A 21,652-nucleotide genomic window follows, 5' to 3' on the forward strand; every position below is an offset into this window, starting at 1 on the left:
CATTAACATATTTTCATAAAACAGCATTTTACCAATTTGTCTTTTACGAATGCCTAATAAGGAATATAGCCCAACTTCTTTTTTACGCTTCCTTGTAAAGAAACCGTTCGAATATATAATGAACACCGCTACGAAAATAATTAGCATAACACTTGAAACTTGGAACGCTCCGCTAATTTTTTTAGAAGCTTCCGCAGCTTTTTCCATTTGTGAATTATACTGCAACGCCTTAAATGTAAAATAAATGACGATGCTAAAGATCATAGATGCAAAATATACAAAGTAGTCTTTAAAATTCCGCTGTATGTTGCGGAGGGCAATGCTAGATAAGGTCATCAGCCATACCTCCGGAAATGGAAGACATTACGTCAACGACTTGTTGGAAGAACTGTTTACGCGTTAATTCCCCGCGGTGCAATTCTTTATATAACTCACCATCTTTAATGAAAATAACTCGTTTACAGTAACTCGCCGCAAACGCATCATGTGTTACCATTAAAATTGTAGAGTTATCATATTCATTTAACGACTTCATACTTTCAAGTAAATCTGTCGCTGATTTAGAATCAAGCGCTCCTGTCGGCTCGTCCCCGAAAATCATACTAGGATTTGTAACGATCGCACGCGATGCTGCGCAGCGCTGCTTCTGTCCGCCTGACACTTGATATGGGAACTGACTTAAAATGTGATCAATACCGAATTTCTTTGAAATTTCAAGAACGCGGCGATCAATCTCACTCGCTTTCACCTTTGATAACGCAAGAGGTAACGCAATGTTCTCTTTTACCGTTAACGTATCTAATAAATTATAATCTTGGAAAATGAACCCTAAATGATCGCGGCGGAATAACGCTAACTTATCATCGTTCATCTTCACGATATCTTTTCCATCAATTAAAATTTCACCGTTCGTCGCATTATCAATTGTAGAAAGAACGTTTAGTAAAGTCGTCTTACCCGAACCAGAAGGTCCCATAATTCCAACGAACTCACCTTCTTTTACTTGTAAGTTAATACCTTTTAACGCTGCAAATTTATTACCACCCGTGTCATACACTTTTTCAATATTTTTTGCTTCTAACACTGTTTTCATCTCGACATCCCTCATTTCTTCTATTCTCTATTTTCAACTATATACACTCTCTACTCTTGCCACTATCGATGTTTCTTACACAAACATGACAGTTATGTAAGACGCATAAGTAAAGATATAAAAATTTAACCTACTGAACAAAAGTACTTTGTTACTATAGCATTGGGATATCATACCATCCATTCATTCTCCTTACAGGAACATTACAATTTTGTAAGGTTAAAAATGTACCCTACAAAGTTGTGCATGAAATGTCGGATGGACTTCGTTTGTTCCTGCTATTCTATTTAACAAGGAGGTCATGATATGGATTCACTTAAAAACATGAATGCGGCAATGCAGTATATTGAAAACAACCTTACAAACGAAATTGATTTTAAAGAAGTCGCAAAAATAGCTTTCTGCTCCGAATATCATTTTAAAAGAATGTTTTCTTTCCTAGCTGGCATACCACTGTCAGAATATATTCGCTGTAGACGTCTTACTCTTGCTGCTTTTGAACTAAAAGATAGCAATGCAAAAGTCATTGATGTCGCTATCAAATATGGATACAACTCACCCGATTCCTTTACACGTGCCTTTCAAAACTTGCATGGCATAACACCTTCAGAGGCTCGAAATAGTAGCCATTCTTTGAAAGCTTATTCACAAATGACCTTCCAACTATCCATTCAAGGAGGAAATGAAATGAACTATCGAATTGAAGAAAAAGACTCATTTCGAATTATAGGTATTACAAAACGCGTACCGATTGTATTTAACGGTGTAAATGAAGCAATTGCTTCTATGTGGAAAAGTTTAAATCCAGAGTCCATTCAAACATTAAAGTCCCTTTCAAACATTGAACCTACTGGAATTATTAGTGCTTCTACTAACTTTTCTGAAGGTAGAATGGAGGAAAAGGGAGAACTCGATCACTACATTGGAGTAGCCTCAACGAAAGATTGTCCAGAGCAATTCGCACAACTTGAAGTCGCATCTTCAACGTGGGCCGTATTTGAAGCTGTAGGTCCATTTCCTGAAACATTACAAAATGTATGGGGACGCATTTATTCCGAATGGTTTCCTTCCTCAAACTATGAACTAGCGGAAGGACCAGAAATATTGTGGAATGAACAGAAAGATATATCTTCTCCAAACTTTAAAAGTGAAATTTGGATACCTGTTTTGAAGAAATAAAAAATAAAGCTGCTCTTCCTTAAAAGGAAAAGCAGCTTTTATTTATATTTTTAGTTCTTTTTTATAAGCGACGTAGGAATATCCCATCGTTAGTCCTACTGCACCGATAATAATCCCAATTATTAAGAAAGCTTTCCATACTACTGGAGCAAAAATACTTAACATCATAATAATTCCTAATACAACAAACACTTTTCCACTAAAACGGTGTGTCTTCCTCCACACCTCCTCGTTACTTAATGTCCAAGGTGTTTTTATACCTACAAAGTAGTTTGGTTTGCACTGTGGTAAATAGTTGCCGATGACTATAAATAAAAGACCAACAAGAATATGCGGTGTACTATTCATGGGAATGTCATAACCTAATCCAGCACCAATTCCAATGATACTTACTAAAAATAATAGGACTAATACGCTATAATTCATTACATTATATCCTTTAGAAAATTTCTTATAATTCCCATGCTTCGGATCTATCTTAGGCAATAAAGTCAATAACACATATATAAAAACCATAACTGCAACATCCAAAATCATCATGCCCATTTTTGACATATGTCCATCTACCTCACCAGCAAGATTCCAATGACTCGGAACCTCCTCCGGTAAATGCGGCCACGCGGCACACCATGCAATAATCGTTAAAGCAATTAATAATAACGGAAATATATGCTTCCTCATTTCCCCTCTTCCCCCTTATTCGTAAATGTAAACACCCAAGTCAATAAATCTTGAAATACAGTTGTATTTAAAGAGTACATAACGAATTGCCCTTTTTTTTCATCTTGAATAAGTTCAGCATTTTTAAGTGCGTTTAAGTGGTGTGAAATACTTGGCTTCGTCATATTGAAATGTTCAGCAATCTCACCAGCAGTTAAATCATCTTCTTTCAATAAGTCCAAAATTTTTCGCCTTGTTGGATCTGCTAATGCTTTGAATGCTTGATTCAATGTCTTTCTTCCTTTCACTAATTAGACATTTAGATATTTATCTAAATATTAAATCACTTCCAATTAATTGTCAATTATACATAAGCCCTTTTTACTTTTCACACTTTTGACCTATACTGTTTATTAGCCTACATTTCAACATAATGAAAAGACTTGAAACACATGATACACTATAGCTACAATTGTTTTTTTAGGAGGAGTATACATATGTATAAAATTTTAATCGTTGAAGACGATCCAAATATTTCATCATTACTACAATCTCACATTCAAAAATATGGCTATGAAGCTGTTGTTGCAGAGAATTTCGATGATATTATGGAATCGTTTAATGCAGTGAAACCACATCTTGTTTTACTTGATGTAAACTTACCGAAATTCGATGGATTCTACTGGTGCCGTCAAATTCGTCATGAATCTACTTGTCCAATTATTTTCATTTCAGCGCGTGCTGGCGAGATGGAACAAATTATGGCGATTGAAAGCGGTGCGGATGATTATATTACAAAACCGTTCCACTATGACGTTGTAATGGCGAAAATTAAAGGTCAATTACGCCGTATTTACGGTGATTATGCGCCAAATATTTCTGAACGTATCGTTGAAGTAGAAGGTTTAAAACTATTCCCAGAACGCCCAGAAATCCATTTCGGTGCTGAGCAAGTTCTTTTAACGAAGAAAGAGGCAATTTTAGCAGAAATGTTATTATCTAAATTCCCTCGTACAGCGAGCCGTGAAGATTTATTAGCTGCCCTATGGGATGACGAAAGCTTCGTTGAGGAAAATACATTAAACGTAAACATTACGCGTCTTCGTAAAAAGTTCAATGAGCTTGGTATTGAAAATGCTATTGAAACAGTACGTGGACTTGGGTATCGTTTTAACGCAACTTGGAGTGAATAAGCATGAAGCTATTTTTACGTGATCATTTTGCATTTTTTCTACTATATGTATTAAACTTCGGCATCATTTTCGTTCTGTATGATGCAGTAGATGGATTTCAAAATAATAAATTTTACTTCGTCGTTTTAAGTTTATATTTATTCATTTGTTTCCTCGCTTATCGTTACGTCCGCAATCGTAGAATGTACCATAGATTAAGTGAGCAACCAGAGAAAATGGAAGATGCGTTTATTGAAAGAGCAACTGCTCCGATGCCTCACGGTGTAAATGAACTCGTGCGCACACAGTACCGTCTCTTCCAAAAGGAACTACAGTCGTATGAAGTAAAACAACAAGAACATCAATTATTCATTAACCACTGGGTGCATCAAATGAAGACACCTGTGTCTGTTATGCAACTTATGGTACTCGAAATGGAAGATGAACATTTGATTCCGAAATTCAAAAAAGAATTAGAACGATTAAATCAAGGACTCGATATGGCTTTATATATGGCAAGGTTAAATAACTTCCATGAAGATTTCCACGTTGAGACGATTTCATTAAAAGATGCGGTAACAAAAAATATTAACGGATTAAAAGAACTATTCATTCGAAATGGGGTCTTCCCTGTTTTAGAAGTTCATTCCGATTTAAAAGTTGCTTCTGATGCGAAATGGCTAAAGTTCATCATTTATCAGTTAATGACAAATGCAGTTCGTTACTCTGGTGAGCGCGGGAAGAAAGTTTTCTTATCTGCTTATCGAAACGGAAAAGATATTATTTTAGAAGTTCGCGATGAAGGTGTTGGTATTCCGCAAGAAGATATTCGAAGAGTATTTGAACCGTTTTACACTGGGAAAAACGGTCGCGCATTCGGAGAATCTACTGGTATGGGACTTTATATTGTAAGTAAAATTTGTGATTATTTAGGTCACTCTGTCAAACTAGATTCTGAAGTTGGTAAAGGAACGACGATTAAAATCATCTTCCACAACGCTGCAAATAATCAAGCAGAACATACAGAGAAGGTGACCGAAGCATGATCGGAACATATGCTAGCAAAATGTATGAGAACTTACTCTCATACATTTTTTGCAATAAAACTACATATTTACCTTCTAACGGGAGGTACATATTATGACATTTTGGCAGTTTGCCTTTAAAAATGTAACGCGTAATTCCAGAGCTTATTTTGCTTATTTCTTAAGCAGTTCCTTTTCAATTGCTTTTTCTTTTCGTTTGCTGTTTATTTGTTTCATCCGAAATTACAAAATCCCACTATGATCTCTGAAATTTCAGGATTAATGATTTTTTCAGAAGTTGTTATTGTCTTGTTCTCGTTCTTTTTTCTACTCTATTCAATTGGATCGTTTTTAAAAGTTCGTAAAAAGCAATTTGGTATTTTAACTATTTTAGGTATATCAAAAAAACAATTACATCGACTCGTTTTCACTGAAAATATGTTAATTGGTATTTTATCTATCTTTTTCGGTATGCAGTTTGGATTTGTATTTTCACAATTTTTCTTATTAGTGACAGCGAAAATTACACATCTACCAGGGATATATTTATATCCACCTACGAATGCTTTCATTTTAACAACGATTGTATTTCTTGGTCTCTTTATCGCTGTATCTTCATTTACACCCATGCTAATTCGTACGAAAAAGACGGTAAACCTTTTAAAAACTAATGGTGGGAAACAAAAGGAAAGAAAACCATCCATATTCATTTCTCTATTTGGTGCTATCTGTTTATTAGGTGGTTATATTTTAGCTGCAAACCCTAAATATTTCTTCTCAATAAACACGCAAGTAGGCGTTATCTATATGGTTTCAAGTGTTTTTGTGATTCCAGCACTTGTTACAATTGGGACATATTTTTTCTTTTCTCAAATTAGTTTCTTACTTATTTATATTTTAAAGAAAAGAAGAAATTTTTATATGAAACGAATTAACATGCTTTGGATTTCGGATTTAGCAAGTCGTATTCGAACGAATATCAATATGCTTTTTATTGTAGCGATGCTTTCTACAATTGCTTTCACAATGATTACGTTCCTATATGGATTCGGAAAGTTTACAAAGCTAGATGTTGCGAGAACTTCACCTTTTCCATTTTCTTATTTTTCATATGACGCAAATCCTTTTGTTAACGAGCATTTAACTTGGCTTGAAAAGCAGTTACAAAAGGAAGATTTCTCTTATAAAAAACTAAAAGCTGATTTATATGAAACACCACTGAAAGAAGATGAAGGTATAACGACTTACAATGACATCTATGCAATGAAACAAAGTGACTATAACAAACTTGCAGCTTCCCTGCGAATGAAACAACTATTCATGAGCGATAACGAAGCATATGTCTTAACAGGTAGCGCTTATTTCACCTTATTCAGCCAATTTGAGCCAAGCTACAATAGAAAATCCATTACACTTTCTAGCACAAATACGACATTACAAGTAAAAGGATATGAACAAGTAGGGGCCATTCCCTCTGACTTTTCATATCAAACTTTAATTTTACCTGACGCTGTTGTAAACAACTTACCAAATACAACAAAGCATGTAGCAGCGTACAATTATAACGTACAAAACTGGGAAAAGACGTATGAAATCGCTGATGATTTTATGAAAAAAATACAAAGAGATCGACAGGAATTCCAATACGAAGGACCCCTTATACGCTCCTATGAATCAGCAGGCTCATTATATAGAATTACATCAGGAAGTGCCGCATACTTCCTAATCGGGACATTCTTAGGTGTCATTTTCTTTATTGGAGCAGGTAGCGTTCTTTACTTTAGACTGTATACTGATTTAACGAATGAACAAGAAAAATATGTAGCAATTTCAAAAATTGGTGTAACAGATGTAGAGATGAAAATATCTGCAACCATTCAACTTAGCATTTTATTTTTCGTTCCGTACGTTATGGCGTCCATTCATACAATGTTCGCAACAAAAATGCTCCAAGACGTAATTGATTTATCACTATTCAAAGAAATTTCAGCTGTTCTTATTATTTTTGGAGTCGTTGAAGTCATCTTTTTCTTATTTATTCGTTCCTTTTACATGCAAAAGTTATCAGAGTATACGAATGGTTAAGTTTTATAAATATATTAGTACAGGAAAAGGGTATCTCTTATATCCTTTTCTTCTTCACTCTATTAGGAGGTTCAGGTGAATGACATTTTGGCAGTTTGCATTCAAAAACGTAACCCGGAACGCCAGAGCTTATTTCGCCTATTTTGTAAGTAGTGCATTTTCCATTGCAATTTTTTTCTCGTTTGCGGTTTATTTATTTCATCCTAAATTGCATATGACAGGCGTGAATGCTGCTCTGAACATATTAATGACAATTTCAGAAATTGTCATTGTATTCTTTTCATTTTTCTTTTTACTATATTCAATCGGTACTTTCTTAAAAGTACGAAAAAAGCAATTTGGGATTTTAACAGTACTTGGCATATCTCAAAAACAATTAAAGAGACTCGTATTTCTAGAAAACATGCTAATTGGTGTTCTTTCCATCTTTTTCGGCATTCAACTTGGACTTGTCTTCTCGCAGTTCTTTTTATTGGTTACCGCCAAAATTACACATGTTCCTGGTTTATATTTATATTGGCCAACAGCTGCCATTATTTTAACTATGATCATTTTTCTAGGACTCTTCATTCTCGTCTCATCGTTTACGCCGATGCTCATTCGGACGAGAAAGGCTGTACGTCTTTTAAAAGAAGGAACAAAACAAAAAGAAAGAAAAGCATCCGTGCTCATCTCTCTATTTGGTGCGACATGTTTAATATCTGGATACGTACTAGCAGCAAATCCGCTATATTTCATGTCGCTCGGCGAAGTAGTTGGGCTTTTGTACGCCGCCACCAGTATATTTCTCATTCCGTCACTTGTTGCAGCTGGAACATACTTTTTCTTTTCACAAATTAGTTTTTTACTCATTCGTATATTAAAAACGCGAAGAACATTTTATATGAAGCGAATTAATATGCTTTGGATTTCTGATTTAGCAGCGCGCATTCGGACAAACATTAACATGCTCTTTATTGTAGCGATGCTATCAACACTTGCTTTTACTATGATTACATTCTTATATGGTTTTGGTAAATTTATGAAGTTCGATACAGTAAGAGAAAATCCTTTTCCTTTTACATATTTATCACATACTGAAAATACGTTAGCGGATGAACATTTAAATTGGTTAAAACAAAAGTTTAACGAAGAGCAATTTACTTATAAACAATTTAAAACGGATATATATGAAGTATCTTCAGCGGAAGGAAATTCTCAGCTCTATTATGCAATTAAACAAAGTGACTATAATGTACTTGCTAAGGCTTTAAATTGGGAAACGCTCACGGTAAATAAGAATGAATCTTATATTCTTATGAAAGACTTAGATGATCAGGTTATTGGAACGCTTCATAATAAAGACAAGAAAAATACTCTTACACTTACTCAAAACAATTTACAACTACAAGTGAAAGAATATAAAAGTTATAACCCATTCCCAAATCGCTTAATATACCAATTGCTCATACTATCTGATGAAAATGTAGAGGCGTTATCATCCGTTTCAAAACAGATGAGTGTATATAGCTTTAAAGTTAAGGACTGGGAAAAAGCTAATAACATCGGCTCTTTATTCATAGAAAAAGTGAATACAGACGGGAACAACATTCAAGCAGAGCACCCGCCTTTCCATGCAAGTGAAGCGAGCGATTCTCTATACACAACAAAACAAAATGTCGCTTCGTTCTTCTTAATTGGGACTTTCTTAGGTGTTATTTTCTTTATTGGTGCTGGCAGTGTTCTTTACTTCAGAATGTATACAGATTTAACAAATGAGCAAGAAAAGTATGTAACGATTACAAAAATCGGTTTAACAGAAGCTGAGATGAAACGATCTGCTACAATTCAACTTGCAATTCTTTTCTTTGTTCCATACATTATGGCATCGATTCATACGATGTTTGCGACAAAGATGCTACAAGAAGTATTACATCTCTCGTTCTTCGCTGAGATTACAGTCGTACTTATGATTTTTGGAACGGTTGAAATTTTATTTTTCCTTTTAATTCGTTCCTTCTATATGCAAAAATTATCACAACACATTAAGTTTTAACGGATAGAAAGGTGATTACTATGGAAGAAGTTTTACACATAAAAAACGTCTCAAAAGTGTATGAAGGAAAAGTCCCTCATACTGCTTTAAAAAATATAAATTTACATGTAGATAAAGGTGAATTTGTCGCTATCATGGGACCATCTGGTAGTGGTAAATCTACATTTTTAAACGTTATCTCTACAATTGATTCCCCTACTTCTGGTGATGTCGTGATTAACGGAAAAAAACCGCACACATTTCGTAGAGAGAAGTTAGCTATTTTCCGCCGCCAAGAGTTAGGATTTGTTTTCCAAAACTTTAACCTACTAGATACACTAACAATCGGTGAAAATATCGTACTACCTTTAACATTAGATAATGTTCCATTAAAAGAAATGGACGAAAAGCTTAATAACATTTCCAAAAAGCTTGGCATTGATCATATTTTAGACAAACGTATTTTTGAAGTTTCTGGGGGACAAGCACAACGTACCGCAGTAGCACGTGCTGTTATTCATCATCCGTCACTTCTACTTGCCGATGAGCCAACGGGAAATTTAGATTCAAAAGCGGCAATTGACGTGATGGAACTATTTACGAAATTGAATAAAGAAGAAGATGCAACAATTTTAATGGTTACGCACGATCCATTCGCAGCAAGTTACTGTAACCGCGTCATTTTTATTAAAGATGGCGAGCTTTACAACGAACTACATCGCGGGCTATATCGCGAAAAGTTTTATCAAGAAATATTAGATGTTTTAGCATTATTAGGAGGAAGACGTGGATGACATTTTGGCAATTTGCATTTAAAAATGTCTCGCGTAATTCTAAAGCATATTTCGCTTATTTTGTAAGTAGTGCTTTTTCTATCATGGTTTTCTTTTCATTTACTGTATACGCGTATCACCCGCGCTTACAAAATGTACAAAGCTTTCAAGAACGTGATCCTCTAATGAACTTAGCTAGTACAGCACAGCTTGTTATCGTTATGTTCTCGTTCTTCTTTCTCTTATATTCAATTGGAACATTTTTAAATGTACGGAAGCAGCAATTCGGGATACTCACGATTCTCGGTATCTCACAGAGACAATTAAAAAGACTTTTATTTACTGAAAACATGATCATCGGGATATTGTCTATCTTTATCGGCATTCAAGGTGGCCTTGTATTTTCTAACTTTTTCTTATTAGTCACTTCGAAATTAACAAGTGCGAAAGGTCTCTATTTATATTGGCCAACAGAAGCGATAATCGTGACAACCGTAACGTTTATCATTTTATTTTTAATCGTTTCTACGTTTACACCGATGTTTATTCGTACGCGTAAAACAGTCCATCTTATTAAAGGGAACAAGAAAGTGACAGCCGAAAAAAGGCCGTCTATACTCATTTCGATATTTGCTTTAACTTGTTTAGGGTTATGTTATTATATTGCTGGTTATCCACAAGGCTACGTAACCGAAAAAAATGTGCAAAACGGATCTGTCTTCTTTATTATATTATCTATTTTGCCACTCGTAGTAATCGGAACATATTTTTTCTTTTCACAAACATTTCTTCTTTTTATCTATATTTTAAAGAAGCGTAGAAAGTTTTATTTGAAACAAATAAACATGTTATGGATTTCAGATTTAGTTGCTCGTACCCGTAGTAATATTAATGTACTCTTTATCGTTTCTATGCTATCTGCGCTTGCATTTACGATTATTATCGGACTATTTGCTGCGAATAATAATACAAAAGCGTCGATACTAGAGCGATATCCTATTCCCTTCACATACAAATTAGAAGGGGATCATTCCCTTGAACGAAAGCACGTTAATACTATTGAATCCGAACTTTCCAATGCTCATTTTCAATATAAAAAATATAAATTTACGCTTTTAAAAGATACTGCTTCAAAAGAAGAGATTGCAATTATGAAAATGAGTGATTATAACGAAATTGCTAAACAGTTAAAGAGACCTACAATCACCCTTGATTCAAAAGAAGTTTACATTATTTCTGGCTATTCACCAGAGCTATTAAACCTTGTATCAAATCCATTTGTAAAACAAAATACAATTACGCTTGAATCCAATAAAAAGGAGTTTTATATAAAGGGATTTATTAACAAAGGAATAGCACCACCATTTGCATTAGCAAATTTAGTTATTATGCAAGATTATGCAATCGATACTATGATTCCTCATATTGAAACCATTACAGTTTATAACTACTTCGTGGATAATTGGGAAAATGCAATTATTCCAACAAAAAATATATTAAAAAGTATTAGTAATGACACCGAAAAATATTATGAGGCACATAAAGACGATAAGCATGCATCTCCCGTTCCTTTTAATATTTATACAGCTACTGATGAGTTACTCCATAATAAAGAAAATGCAGTTGCTCAATTCTTTATTTGGGCATTTCTTGGCTTTATCTTCTTTATCGGTGCGGCTAGCGTTTTATACTTCCGTATGTATAACGACTTAACGAATGAAAAACAAAAATACATTACGATTACAAAACTAGGCTTAACTGAATCAGAAATGTTTCGCTCTGCAACGATTCAGTTAGGAATTTTATTTTTCGTTCCTTATATCGTTGCTGGTGTTCACACATTATTTGCGGTTAAGTTTTTACAAAGCATGTTTTCTTTCTCATTACTAAAAGAGTTATTAATTATACTCACCTTTTTCGGGATTATCGAGATCATTTTCTTCTTCTTAATCCGTTCTCTGTACATTAATAAATTATCACAGCATATTAAAGTATGAATAAAATAGCCTTGTGCAGTATGCACAAGGCTATTTTCAATAGTTTTTAATTAGCAGCAATATCCACCATAGCCGCCGCCATAACCGCCGTAACCACCATAACCACAACCGCCTCCGCCTCCGCCGAAGCAGCTAGCACCGATGATAATTAATAAAATAAACAATACGATTAGAAGCGCAAAACCGCCTCCGCAACCATGGTGTCTGCGGTTACAATCATCATGTCTGTGTTCACACTTTTCGCTCATTACTCTATTCCTCCTTTAGTATCATTCATAACAAGTTCACCTTGCTCTAAATGAGGGGATTCCATTTATAGTATGTTTTCAGGGCGAATAGGAAGCTTGGCTTACCTAAAAACGGGCTTGTTTTTGGAAATGGACTTCATCAAAAAAAGATACCAATTAAGGTATCTTCTAAATAAAAGTATTTAATAAAAGCGCAAAACTAAATGCAATAAATGATAACAATGTCTCAAGTACCGTCCACGTTTTAAACGTTTCCTTCACCGTTAATCCTAAATACTCTTTTACAAGCCAAAACCCTGCATCATTTACGTGAGAAAACATTAATGATCCTGCACCTGTTGCTATAACGAGCAATTCTAAATTTACACCTGACATGTGCTGAATAACTGGTGAAACAATCCCTGCTGCTGTCGTTAATGCTACTGTCGCTGAACCTGTTGCAATTCGAATTAATCCAGCTACCATGAAAGCTAACACAATTGGTGATAACGATATATGTTCTGCCATTTGGGCAATCGCTGTTCCAACGCCGCTTTCAATTAATATTTGTTTAAATCCACCGCCTGCACCAATAATTAAAATAATGGAACCGACCGGTAATAAACTGTCATCCGTTAATTTTTTAATCATCTTTTTATTAATTCCTTGTCTTATTCCAAGTAAATAGAACGCTGCGAAACATGAAATAAGTAAAGCAATTACTGGGCTACCTATAAATACTAAAAATTCAGTTATCTTTTTCGGTAATGAAATATATGGTGCAACTACTGATAAAATCATCAATACAACTGGTAATAAAATAATAAAAAATGAAACTTTACGACTTGGTAAATCTGTTGATACAGTCGTAACTCGAACAAGCTCTGGTTCATTTTCAGGTATAACCCTTTTATGTACCCACTTTGCAAATATCGGTCCTGCGATAATGGCTGCTGGTAACGCGATAAGTAATGAATATAAAAGTACCTTTCCTAAGTTCGCGTTATAAATACCGATTGCTGTCATCGCCCCTGGATGTGGTGGTACAAGCCCGTGCACAATAGATAATCCAGCAATAACAGGTAACGCAATTAATAATATATTTTGCTTCGTCGTTTTTCGAATAGAAATAACAAGTGGTAATAAAATGACGATCCCCACTTCAAAAAATACTGGAATTCCTATAACAAATCCTGCAAATAACATAGCCCAAGGTAGTTTCTTTACACCGAAAAATCGAATAAAGAAGTCTGCCACTTGCATGCCGGCCCCTGAATCGGACATCATTTTTCCTAAAATTGTTCCGAGAGCTAAAATACCAACTAGATGCCCTAGTACACTACCGACACCAGTTTCATAGGCAGTCACTATTTTCGTCAAATTCAATCCAGACATGATAGCTAAAAATAAACTTGCAACTGTTAAACTAATAAATGCATGCCATTTCCACCATGATACCCCTAAAATAACAATCGCGATTGCAAGTAACGTGACGATTAATAAGTATATATCCATCTCTCATTCCCCTTACTTTTATCCCGTATTTGCAGGCAATAAGCACCTAATTGGTGCGGGATGAATCTAATGAAACACTTTATAAAAAAAGAGGGCGAATACCCCTCTTTTTTATACGTCATAATTCACTACATAATGCTGCATTTCTGTGTTGTAGTAGCCTTCGCTATATTCAATTACTTCTCCAACTTCATCGTAAGAATAGCGCATACGTTTTAATAGCGCTGTCCCCTCTTTTTCACCTAACGCTTCGGCAACGAAAATAGGCGCAAGCCCAACAGCGAATTCATCTCTGAAGTTTTCTAAATGTATACCTCGGTCTTCCACTAAATCGTAAAGCGATTGCAAGTCAAAGTCCGATAAATCTGTACTTGCCATGTGTGCTGAGAAATAGTGCGTATAATGAATGTACGGTGCATCATTTAACGTATATAAACGTTCAATGCGAAAACTTTCCTTACCGAATAATCGAAATGGCACCGTTCCTTCTTCATTATGAACGATTTCTGCTTTGAGCAATTTCTTCTGTACTTTATATCCTTCTTCCACTAACACTTCTGTAAATTTCTTACCCTTTGACAACTTTGTCGCAGAAGTATTACGGATAACTTTCGTTCCTTTACCGCTTTTCTTTTCTAAATATCCTTCTTGAGCAAGTTCTTTAATCGCATTACGCACTGTAATTTTGCTCACTTTGAACTCTTCTTCTAACTGCGGTTCGGAAGGAATATTCGTATGAATCGCATATACACCATGCAATATTCGATCACGAATAATATTTTTTATTTGTAAATATAATGGTCCTTTTTTCCTCGTTACGTTCACCGTTACACCCACTACCTTTCTACATCACCTACTGATGCCGTCATTGCCCGAAGTATATCCTTCTCTGATGACATTGGCGTATCACCGACGATTGTATGTGCAAGCATTCCAGCTGCTGACGCAAATGAAACAGCTTTCTCTGGTGCAAACTCTTCTATCTCGCCATGAATAATCCCGCTCGTATAAGCATCTCCAGCACCTATTCTATCATATACAGAAAACGTAAGTGTTTTTGCAAAAGTGAACGCACCATCTTTACATATAAACCCGCGAAGCGAGTGTGTATTATCGCTATTAATAGAGCGATGTGTACCAGCAATTGTAGCGATATGATATGTTTCAGCAACCTTTGGAATAAGATCAACAAGTTGCGCCTCTCGCTCCGTCTCCTCGGTTTTCATTCCCAGAACGAACATTGCATCTTTTTCGTTCATCATAACGCTATCAGCAAGAGCCAGCATTTCTTCATAATGTGGTTTCGCCTGCTTATACCCGTCTTCTCCCCAAAGAGACGGACGATAGTTGCAATCAAAGACGACAGTTCCTCCGTTTTCTTTCACTGCTTTCGCTAAAGATTTCATATGATGGCGCACCGTATCATTCATCGCAAGTGTAATCCCGCAAAAATGAACGATATCAATTTCCTTTGCGATTTCTTCAAATTGATACATGTCTTCACATGCCGTATTGAAACTACTTTCTAATCGATTTGAATAAGTAACGCGGCTTGCACGTGCGCCAAATCCATTTTCTAAAAAGTACATGCCGACATATTTACCGCCTCTTGAAATAAACGGCGTCCGAATGCCTAACTTTTGAATATGTGATACCGCAGCATCCCCAACCGAGTTCTCTGGTAAAGTTGAAATAAGAAAGCCTTCGTGACCGAGATGAGAAAGTGCTGCTGCAACATTCACACCTGTACCAGAAAATGAGTAGTTTAATGTGTTAGCTTGCGACAACAACTCATATCCTGGTACTTGCAGGCGCATCATTACTTCGCCGAATGCTGCAATTTTCTTACGCATTTTGATCAACTAGCTTCTTCACTACCGCTAATAATTCGCGAACATCTTCTACTTTCGTATTGCCAGTTTCTTTATCAATAATAGAAGAGTACACGTGCGGGATAACTTGCTCTACATTTGCTTCTAGCGCAATACGTACAATTGTTTCGAAGTTTTCTTTATCAATTCCGCCTGTTGGCTCTAATGCAAATCCCTCTTCCGCACAAGCTTTCGCAACTGCGCGATATTCTTCTTCATGAGCTAAACCTTTCATTGGGAAGTATTTCAATGAATTTCCGCCCATATCACGTACAAGTGCGATTGCTGTTTTAATTGGAACGATTGCTTTTTCCTCTCCAGCTGCACTAATTGGACCCGTAGAAATATTTACGTACCCTACTTTTCCTGTTGGAGATACTAAACTATTAATCCAGCTATCTTTTCCGCCAAGATTTGCACGTGTCGCTCCAACTGAAGGGAACACTTGATTAATATGACTACCAGGATAATGCTTCGCAATTTCAGCTACAACTGCTGCTTGGCGATTATCTCCTGCGCCTAATCCGATTGATACAGCGTCATCAATTTCTTTTCCGTATGCTTTCATCGCTGTAACTGCTTCTTCTACTGTTGGATAATCTTTTGATAACACTCCAACAACTACATAACCTTCTGCGGCCTCAAAAATGTCTTTCGCATTTTCGATATTGTTCGCTAATACATTTAATGCTACGCGGCCTTTATAAAAACGTTTTTGAATGTTTGTCATTTTAGTTTCCCCCTACAATTTCTCTCATTTTTTCTTCGATTACATGTATGTCATCACCTTGAAGTGGACGTGGATCGATATCAAAGAATCCTTGTCTTACTCCGTAATCACGTGTGTAAATGGCAATTTCCCCTTCGCGTAATGCTGTTACAACATCTTTTGCTGATTTATTTAACTCATTCTCGTTAATGTGAATGCGTGCTCTAAAGATTGCTCTTCCTGCTTCATCTTGAACGATCGTTACATTTACACCGTTTAATTCTTTTAGCGGCATAAGTACTTGTAATAACTCTTTTTCTTGCTCACTCTTATCTTGTTTTACTCCGTACTCATCAAGTGCTTGAAGTAGACCGAAAGTTGTTTCTTTCCCAACTTTCATACTTCTTCCGATGCAATGTAATTGTACTTTCAGCCACTCGATATATTTTCGTTTACCGCCGACAATACCAGAAGTTGGTCCTTCAATTGCCTTTGAACCGCTATAAATGGCAAGGTCTGAATACTTCACATATTTTTGAATATCTTCTTCAGCTGCCGCATCGACGATAAGTGGTACGTTATTTCGCTGCGCAACTTCCCATGCTTCTTCAACAGAAATCATATTTTTTTGCACGGCATGATGGGATTTCACATATAGAATTGCTGCTGTATTTTCACCAATCGCATCTTCAATATGCTCTGCTTTCCCTTCATTTGCGTAACCCACTTCAACAAGCTTACCGCCACCTAAATAAATCATCGTTTCAACAGGAGCACCGTATTGAACGTTATGACCTTTTAACATAATCACTTCGTTTTTCGCGATGACCTCTTGATGAAGCCTTTCACTTTTACGGCGATTTCCTTCTGTAACGATACCAGCGATAGAAAGCGCAATTCCGCTCGATGCTGAATTCACAACGACTGCTGCCTCCGAATCTAGAATTCTCGCAATATGGTCTCCTGCTTTATCTACTAAATCTGCAATTTCCACATAATTTTGTCCACCATGTTTCATCGCATCCATAACTGTATTTGTAGGAGCGGATACACCTAAAATACTCATTCTACCGCTCGCATTAATTACTCTTTTTAATCCGTACTTAGCATTCAATGAATGACCCATTGATTACAACCCCTTTCGTATCAATTCTTCTTTCAGCAATGCGCTGATCCCCTTCTGAATCAATTAACGTAATCGGTTCATCTTTCACCGTAAATAAAGTTAAATTTGCAATATCGCCTTCTTGAATACGGCCAAGCTCTGGTTTTTTCAGCCACTCTGCCGCATTTTTCGTAACCGCATCAATTACTTCTTCTAGCAGATAACCTAAGTAAAGGAATTTCGAAAGAACGTGAGCCATACTATACACTGGGCCGTGTATACGATTCTTCCGGTAAATATCTGTACTAATTGTATTAAAGGCAATACCGTGACGCTTCGCCGCTTCTGCTACTTTAAAAGAAAAACTAGCATTACCGTGACCAACATCTAAATGAACACCGCGCTTCACTGCATCTAGTAATACAGGTAGCGGTTTGCCTTCTTCATCAAATAAATTATTTTCTTTCCCGTTTAAGTAATGTGTAATGACATCATCTTTTTCTAAAAGAGGTACGACTTCCTCAATGCGAGGAGGCGCTGAACCGATATGTACCATAATCGGCAATGATGTTTCACGAGATAACGAGCGTGCAACATGAAGCGGTTCAATTCCGCTGTCACAAACAACACTTTTACTCATTCTCGCCTTTAACCCAACGATGACATCTTTATACTTTTCTACTGCTTCTATTACTTTCTCTTTATCTATCCATTCCATATTGGATAATTCATCAATTCGTTTCAAACCGATGCGAGAAATATTTAAAAAGGCAAATAAATTCGTTTTCGCCTGTTCTCTACTTTGTACTAAATCTGCAATACGATCAGCTCCGCAGCTACCCGCATCAACAATTGTCGTTACCCCTTGCTTAACGCCAATTTCATCCACCGCATCGCCATACGGATCAAACTCTGGAAAAGCATGAACGTGTAAATCAATCCAGCCACTCGATACGTAAGTACCTGAGTAATCAAGAACCTTTCCACCCTCGCCAGCACCAGCTTTCGTCACCTGTGCGATTTTATTATTTTCAATTACAATGTCAATCTCTTCCCCGTTCACACGTTTCACATTACGTAGTACGAATCGTTCTGTCATTGTACTTCCACCCTTTTCTATAAGAAGCCACAAGAATACGCTTACATTAAAATTTCATTTTATATGTCTTTCACACGTTTAGCGTAACACAAAAAAAGGGAGAAGTAAATATAACGTTATAATGTTTAAAGGTGAAATAAAAGATACTCCTCAAAATAATGATAGTACAGGAATTTATATCAACGCTTCAACAAGGAATATCGATTTACCGACAAAAAACGCCAATCCCCTTCTTATATACGAAAAGGCTGCTCCAAAAGGGAACAACCTCTTTATCTATTCCTGAACCGTCACGATAACCCCATCCATATTATTCCCCGAAATTTCATACTGCTTATTCGCTGGAACATTCACGTTCATACGATCTGAAACTTTATAATAAGAAACCGTATATTTCTTACCTTCAACATCAGTTGAAACTTCTTTTTTCTCTTTTAAGAAGTCCAAATATTCCTCTAATGTAATTTTCTCCTTTTGCATAATCGCACTATGAGGTAATCCGACATAGCGTATATGCCACGGCTCATATTGAATGCCTGTAATATGACTTTTATTTTTCGGATAACGTAAAACAAAGCCATGCTTCCATACGTTCTCTTCAATCCACTTTCCTTCAGGGGCTCTCTCCATTTTCTTTTGCGTAGATCCAATGTCGAGTGATAATCCTAAATTATGTTCACTATATCCTGCTGGAAGTGCATAGTCAGATCCCATTTCTTTATACAATTTACTTTGCTCTTTAAAATCTCGATACCCGCTACTCATTAAGAAATGCTGTACTCCATCTTTTCCAGCTGCATCGACAACGTTCAAAAAATTTTTCACAACACCCTTTGATAAGCGAAGATTTCTATCAAATATGACGTAACCTCTTACTAATTCACTATTGTGATTTACATTTATAATGTCAGACCTAATACTATCTTTTTTAACTGGGTAATCTTTATTAACTAATAATAGATCCCCTTTATAAATTTCTTCTTTTGTAATCTCTATCTTTTCCGTATTCGCAGCTCTTACCGTATTATCTTTGTCAGCAATTTTAACATCGATCTCTTTTTGAAATAACGGTGATATATAAAAACCTACACAGATTGTACATGCTATAAATAGAGAAATAAATACCCACTTTTTCATTTCTAGTTCCTCCTTAACGTAACTTACGTATAGAATAGAAAAAACTATTAAAATAAAAAGTGGGGTAAAGTTTAAATTTTTATTAAATTGCTTCACTCTCTTCTTTTGGCAATCTCACTTCAAATATCGTCCTAATCACATTACTTTCAGCAGAAATCTTCCCATCATGCTGTTCAACAATATTTTTCGCGATAAACAGTCCAAGGCCTGTACTACCTTGTTGCTCTGACCTTGCTTTATCACCTGTATAAAACATATCAAAAAGATACGGTAAATCTTCTTCCGGAATGCTATCTCCGTAATTAATAATTTGTACGACTACCTCTTCACTCTCAATATATCCGTTCACATCGACAAACTTTCCATCATACCCGTAACGAATCGCGTTCGTTAAAAGATTTTCAAATACCCTCGCTAATAATTTTCCATCACCGCTAATAGGTAAATAAGAATCCATGTTCAATCTCGCTTCTAAACCCTTTTTCTCTAATAACGGATACAATTCTTCCTCTAACTGTATAAGCAATTCACTTATATCAATTGGTCTTTTGTCCAGCTGCAACATCCCATAATTCATTCTCGTAATTTCAAATAATTCATCAATTAAACTTTCCAGCCTTTCGGATTTCGTAAAAGCGATTGTGGAAAAATGTTTAATTTGTTCTTTCGTCAAATTCTCATCTTTAAGAATTAAATCTAAATAACCTAAAACAGATGTTAACGGCGTTCTTAAATCGTGAGCTAAATTAACAATGAGCTGGTCTTTACTACTTTCCGCAAAGTCTCCTCGTTCAACCGCTTCCTTTAATTTTTCACTCGCTACATTTATTTCACGTGCGATATATCCAAACTCATCATTAGATGAAACGCGCACTTCATTTGTAAAATCACCGTTTGCCAAATGATGAATTCCGTTTGAAATCTCATCAAAATATTTTAAATACGGCCTAGTAAGGAAGAAGAAAAACATAATGGATAGAGGAATGAAAATAATCAAAAAGAAATTAACATCCCCAATTTGTCTTACCATTGAACGGAATTGGGCTAATGGATCCTCAAAACGAACGACTAATTTATAATAAATCCGTAATCCTTCATAAATGATATACGTTACGCCACCAGCAAATATCATACTTAACGCAAATAGCATAACCATCTTCGAGCGAAAGCTTCTCATCTTTTTAGCCATTGAAAGTATACCCTACTCCCCAAACTGTTTTTATTAACTTATTCTTTCTTTTATCTTCCCCAAGTTTTTTCCGCAACGTACGAATATGTACCATAACCGTATTTCCGCCTTCATAATAATCATCTGCCCATACTTGCTGAAAAATATTTTCCACATTGTACACTTTCTTCGGATGGCTCGCTAATAAATATAAAATATCAAACTCTTTCGGTGTTAATTCAACTTGTTCTCCGTACACATTCACTGTTCTTCGCTCAGGATCAATAACGACTCCGCCTACCTCTAAAGCAGATTTATTCTCCGCTACCTTCGGCTGATTTAACGTAAGAAATCGGCGTAATTGTGCATTTACACGTGCGACTAATTCAATCGGTGTAAAAGGTTTCGTCATATAATCATCTGCACCTAATACTAAACCTGTCACCTTATCAAAATCAGACGTTTTCGCACTTAAGAAAATGATTGGCATATGGTGCTTCGCGCGAATTTGGCGCGTCACTTCATAACCATCCATTTTCGGCATCATAATATCTAAAACCATTAAATCGATTGGCTGCGTTTCAATAATATGAATTGCCTCTTCTCCATCAGCTGCTTTCACGACGTGGTAACCTTCTTTTTCTAAATGTATCTCAATTAAATCAGCAATTTCTGCCTCATCATCCGCTATTAAAATTGAAATGTTCTTCATTTTACTCCCCCTTTACCCCGCTATTTGCGGGCAGTAAGACTCCCACCTCAAAATTCGGGTGAATCAAAGAAGTTAGGTGGAAGATCAACTGCCCATAAAAGCCCGATTGGT

General features: G+C 35.9%; 20 protein-coding genes and 1 pseudogene. 7 read left to right on the forward strand and 14 right to left on the reverse strand.

The features are described 5' to 3' along the window. Window positions 1-336 (reverse strand): FtsX-like permease family protein (locus tag GFJ36_RS24945; RefSeq protein ID WP_157349761.1); only part of this gene is annotated, 336 nt, incomplete at its 3' end. Continuing rightward, window positions 323-1,093 carry an ABC transporter ATP-binding protein gene (locus GFJ36_RS24950; protein WP_000859654.1) on the reverse strand — a complete coding sequence of 257 codons (771 nt, stop codon included), beginning with the start codon at window positions 1,091-1,093 and terminating at the stop codon, window positions 323-325. The genes GFJ36_RS24945 and GFJ36_RS24950, both read right to left, overlap by 14 nt. A gap of 306 nt (window positions 1,094-1,399) precedes the next feature. On the opposite strand from GFJ36_RS24950, the gene GFJ36_RS24955 reads away from it, so the two are divergent. Continuing rightward, a complete protein-coding gene (locus GFJ36_RS24955) occupies window positions 1,400-2,272 on the forward strand; it encodes an AraC family transcriptional regulator (protein WP_097889147.1) in 873 nt (290 codons plus the stop codon). A 42-nt stretch (window positions 2,273-2,314) separates the two neighbouring features. Here GFJ36_RS24955 and GFJ36_RS24960 read toward each other — a convergent pair whose 3' ends face one another. Together GFJ36_RS24960 and GFJ36_RS24965 are read right to left on the reverse strand one after the other, a co-directional pair. Further along, entirely contained in the window at window positions 2,315-2,953 is a 639-nt protein-coding gene (locus tag GFJ36_RS24960; RefSeq protein WP_157349762.1) for an SdpI family protein, read from the reverse strand. Continuing rightward, complete coding sequence (locus tag GFJ36_RS24965) at window positions 2,950-3,222, reverse strand: autorepressor SdpR family transcription factor (RefSeq protein ID WP_088064669.1); 273 nt, start codon at window positions 3,220-3,222, stop codon at window positions 2,950-2,952. The genes GFJ36_RS24960 and GFJ36_RS24965 overlap by 4 nt, the downstream gene beginning before the upstream one ends. A 207-nt stretch (window positions 3,223-3,429) precedes the next feature. Here GFJ36_RS24965 and GFJ36_RS24970 point away from each other — a divergent pair, with 207 nt between their 5' ends. The 6 genes and pseudogenes from GFJ36_RS24970 (at window position 3,430) to GFJ36_RS24995 (ending at window position 11,998) form a co-directional block, all read left to right on the forward strand. Then, window positions 3,430-4,125, forward strand: coding sequence for a response regulator transcription factor (locus GFJ36_RS24970; RefSeq protein WP_000276736.1), 696 nt, complete (start codon window positions 3,430-3,432; stop codon window positions 4,123-4,125). Between the two features lie 2 nt (window positions 4,126-4,127). Beyond that, window positions 4,128-5,150, forward strand: coding sequence for a sensor histidine kinase (locus tag GFJ36_RS24975; protein ID WP_000765337.1), 1,023 nt, complete (start codon window positions 4,128-4,130; stop codon window positions 5,148-5,150). A 94-nt stretch (window positions 5,151-5,244) separates the two neighbouring features. After that, window positions 5,245-7,214 (forward strand): annotated as a pseudogene (locus GFJ36_RS24980) (FtsX-like permease family protein). A 79-nt stretch (window positions 7,215-7,293) separates the two neighbouring features. Then, entirely contained in the window at window positions 7,294-9,249 is a 1,956-nt protein-coding gene (locus GFJ36_RS24985) for an ABC transporter permease (RefSeq protein ID WP_157349763.1), read from the forward strand. Between the two features lie 20 nt (window positions 9,250-9,269). Further along, window positions 9,270-10,022, forward strand: a complete 753-nt coding sequence (locus tag GFJ36_RS24990; protein WP_071757563.1) for an ABC transporter ATP-binding protein — start codon at window positions 9,270-9,272, stop codon at window positions 10,020-10,022. Beyond that, window positions 10,019-11,998 (forward strand): FtsX-like permease family protein, encoded by a 1,980-nt coding sequence (locus GFJ36_RS24995; RefSeq protein WP_097889143.1) that lies wholly within the window; start codon window positions 10,019-10,021, stop codon window positions 11,996-11,998. The genes GFJ36_RS24990 and GFJ36_RS24995 overlap by 4 nt, the downstream gene beginning before the upstream one ends. A gap of 50 nt (window positions 11,999-12,048) precedes the next feature. On the opposite strand, the gene GFJ36_RS25000 is transcribed toward GFJ36_RS24995, so the two are convergent. The 10 genes from GFJ36_RS25000 to GFJ36_RS25045 all read right to left on the reverse strand — a co-directional run bounded on the left by GFJ36_RS25000 (window position 12,049) and on the right by GFJ36_RS25045 (window position 21,541). Continuing rightward, window positions 12,049-12,246 (reverse strand): YjcZ family sporulation protein, encoded by a 198-nt coding sequence (locus GFJ36_RS25000; protein WP_001290402.1) that lies wholly within the window; start codon window positions 12,244-12,246, stop codon window positions 12,049-12,051. 168 nt (window positions 12,247-12,414) lie between these two features. Continuing rightward, on the reverse strand, window positions 12,415-13,740 hold the full coding sequence (gntP, locus tag GFJ36_RS25005) for a gluconate permease GntP (RefSeq protein ID WP_157349764.1): 1,326 nt from the start codon (window positions 13,738-13,740) through the stop codon (window positions 12,415-12,417). Window positions 13,741-13,851: 111 nt separating this feature from the next. Continuing rightward, window positions 13,852-14,577 (reverse strand): GntR family transcriptional regulator, encoded by a 726-nt coding sequence (locus GFJ36_RS25010; protein WP_157349765.1) that lies wholly within the window; start codon window positions 14,575-14,577, stop codon window positions 13,852-13,854. Then, window positions 14,577-15,593 carry a sugar kinase gene (locus tag GFJ36_RS25015; protein ID WP_097889141.1) on the reverse strand — a complete coding sequence of 339 codons (1,017 nt, stop codon included), beginning with the start codon at window positions 15,591-15,593 and terminating at the stop codon, window positions 14,577-14,579. The genes GFJ36_RS25010 and GFJ36_RS25015 overlap by 1 nt, the downstream gene beginning before the upstream one ends. Further along, entirely contained in the window at window positions 15,586-16,341 is a 756-nt protein-coding gene (gene dagF, locus GFJ36_RS25020) for a 2-dehydro-3-deoxy-phosphogluconate aldolase (protein WP_000181914.1), read from the reverse strand. The genes GFJ36_RS25015 and dagF overlap by 8 nt, the downstream gene beginning before the upstream one ends. 1 nt (window position 16,342) lies before the next feature. Further along, on the reverse strand, window positions 16,343-17,446 hold the full coding sequence (locus GFJ36_RS25025) for a DgaE family pyridoxal phosphate-dependent ammonia lyase (protein WP_088609430.1): 1,104 nt from the start codon (window positions 17,444-17,446) through the stop codon (window positions 16,343-16,345). Beyond that, window positions 17,424-18,524, reverse strand: coding sequence for an amidohydrolase/deacetylase family metallohydrolase (locus GFJ36_RS25030; protein WP_157349766.1), 1,101 nt, complete (start codon window positions 18,522-18,524; stop codon window positions 17,424-17,426). The genes GFJ36_RS25025 and GFJ36_RS25030 overlap by 23 nt, the downstream gene beginning before the upstream one ends. 276 nt (window positions 18,525-18,800) lie before the next feature. After that, entirely contained in the window at window positions 18,801-19,661 is an 861-nt protein-coding gene (locus GFJ36_RS25035) for a M15 family metallopeptidase (protein ID WP_088064677.1), read from the reverse strand. Window positions 19,662-19,743: 82 nt separating this feature from the next. Further along, window positions 19,744-20,850, reverse strand: a complete 1,107-nt coding sequence (locus tag GFJ36_RS25040; protein ID WP_088609428.1) for a HAMP domain-containing sensor histidine kinase — start codon at window positions 20,848-20,850, stop codon at window positions 19,744-19,746. Continuing rightward, window positions 20,843-21,541 carry a response regulator transcription factor gene (locus GFJ36_RS25045; RefSeq protein WP_157349767.1) on the reverse strand — a complete coding sequence of 233 codons (699 nt, stop codon included), beginning with the start codon at window positions 21,539-21,541 and terminating at the stop codon, window positions 20,843-20,845. Before GFJ36_RS25045 ends, GFJ36_RS25040 begins: the two co-directional genes overlap by 8 nt. Between the last annotated feature and the right edge of the window lie 111 nt (window positions 21,542-21,652).

Source organism: Bacillus sp. EE-W1 (assembly GCF_009760835.1).
GTDB classification, from domain to species: Bacteria; Bacillota; Bacilli; order Bacillales; family Bacillaceae_G; genus Bacillus_A; species Bacillus_A wiedmannii.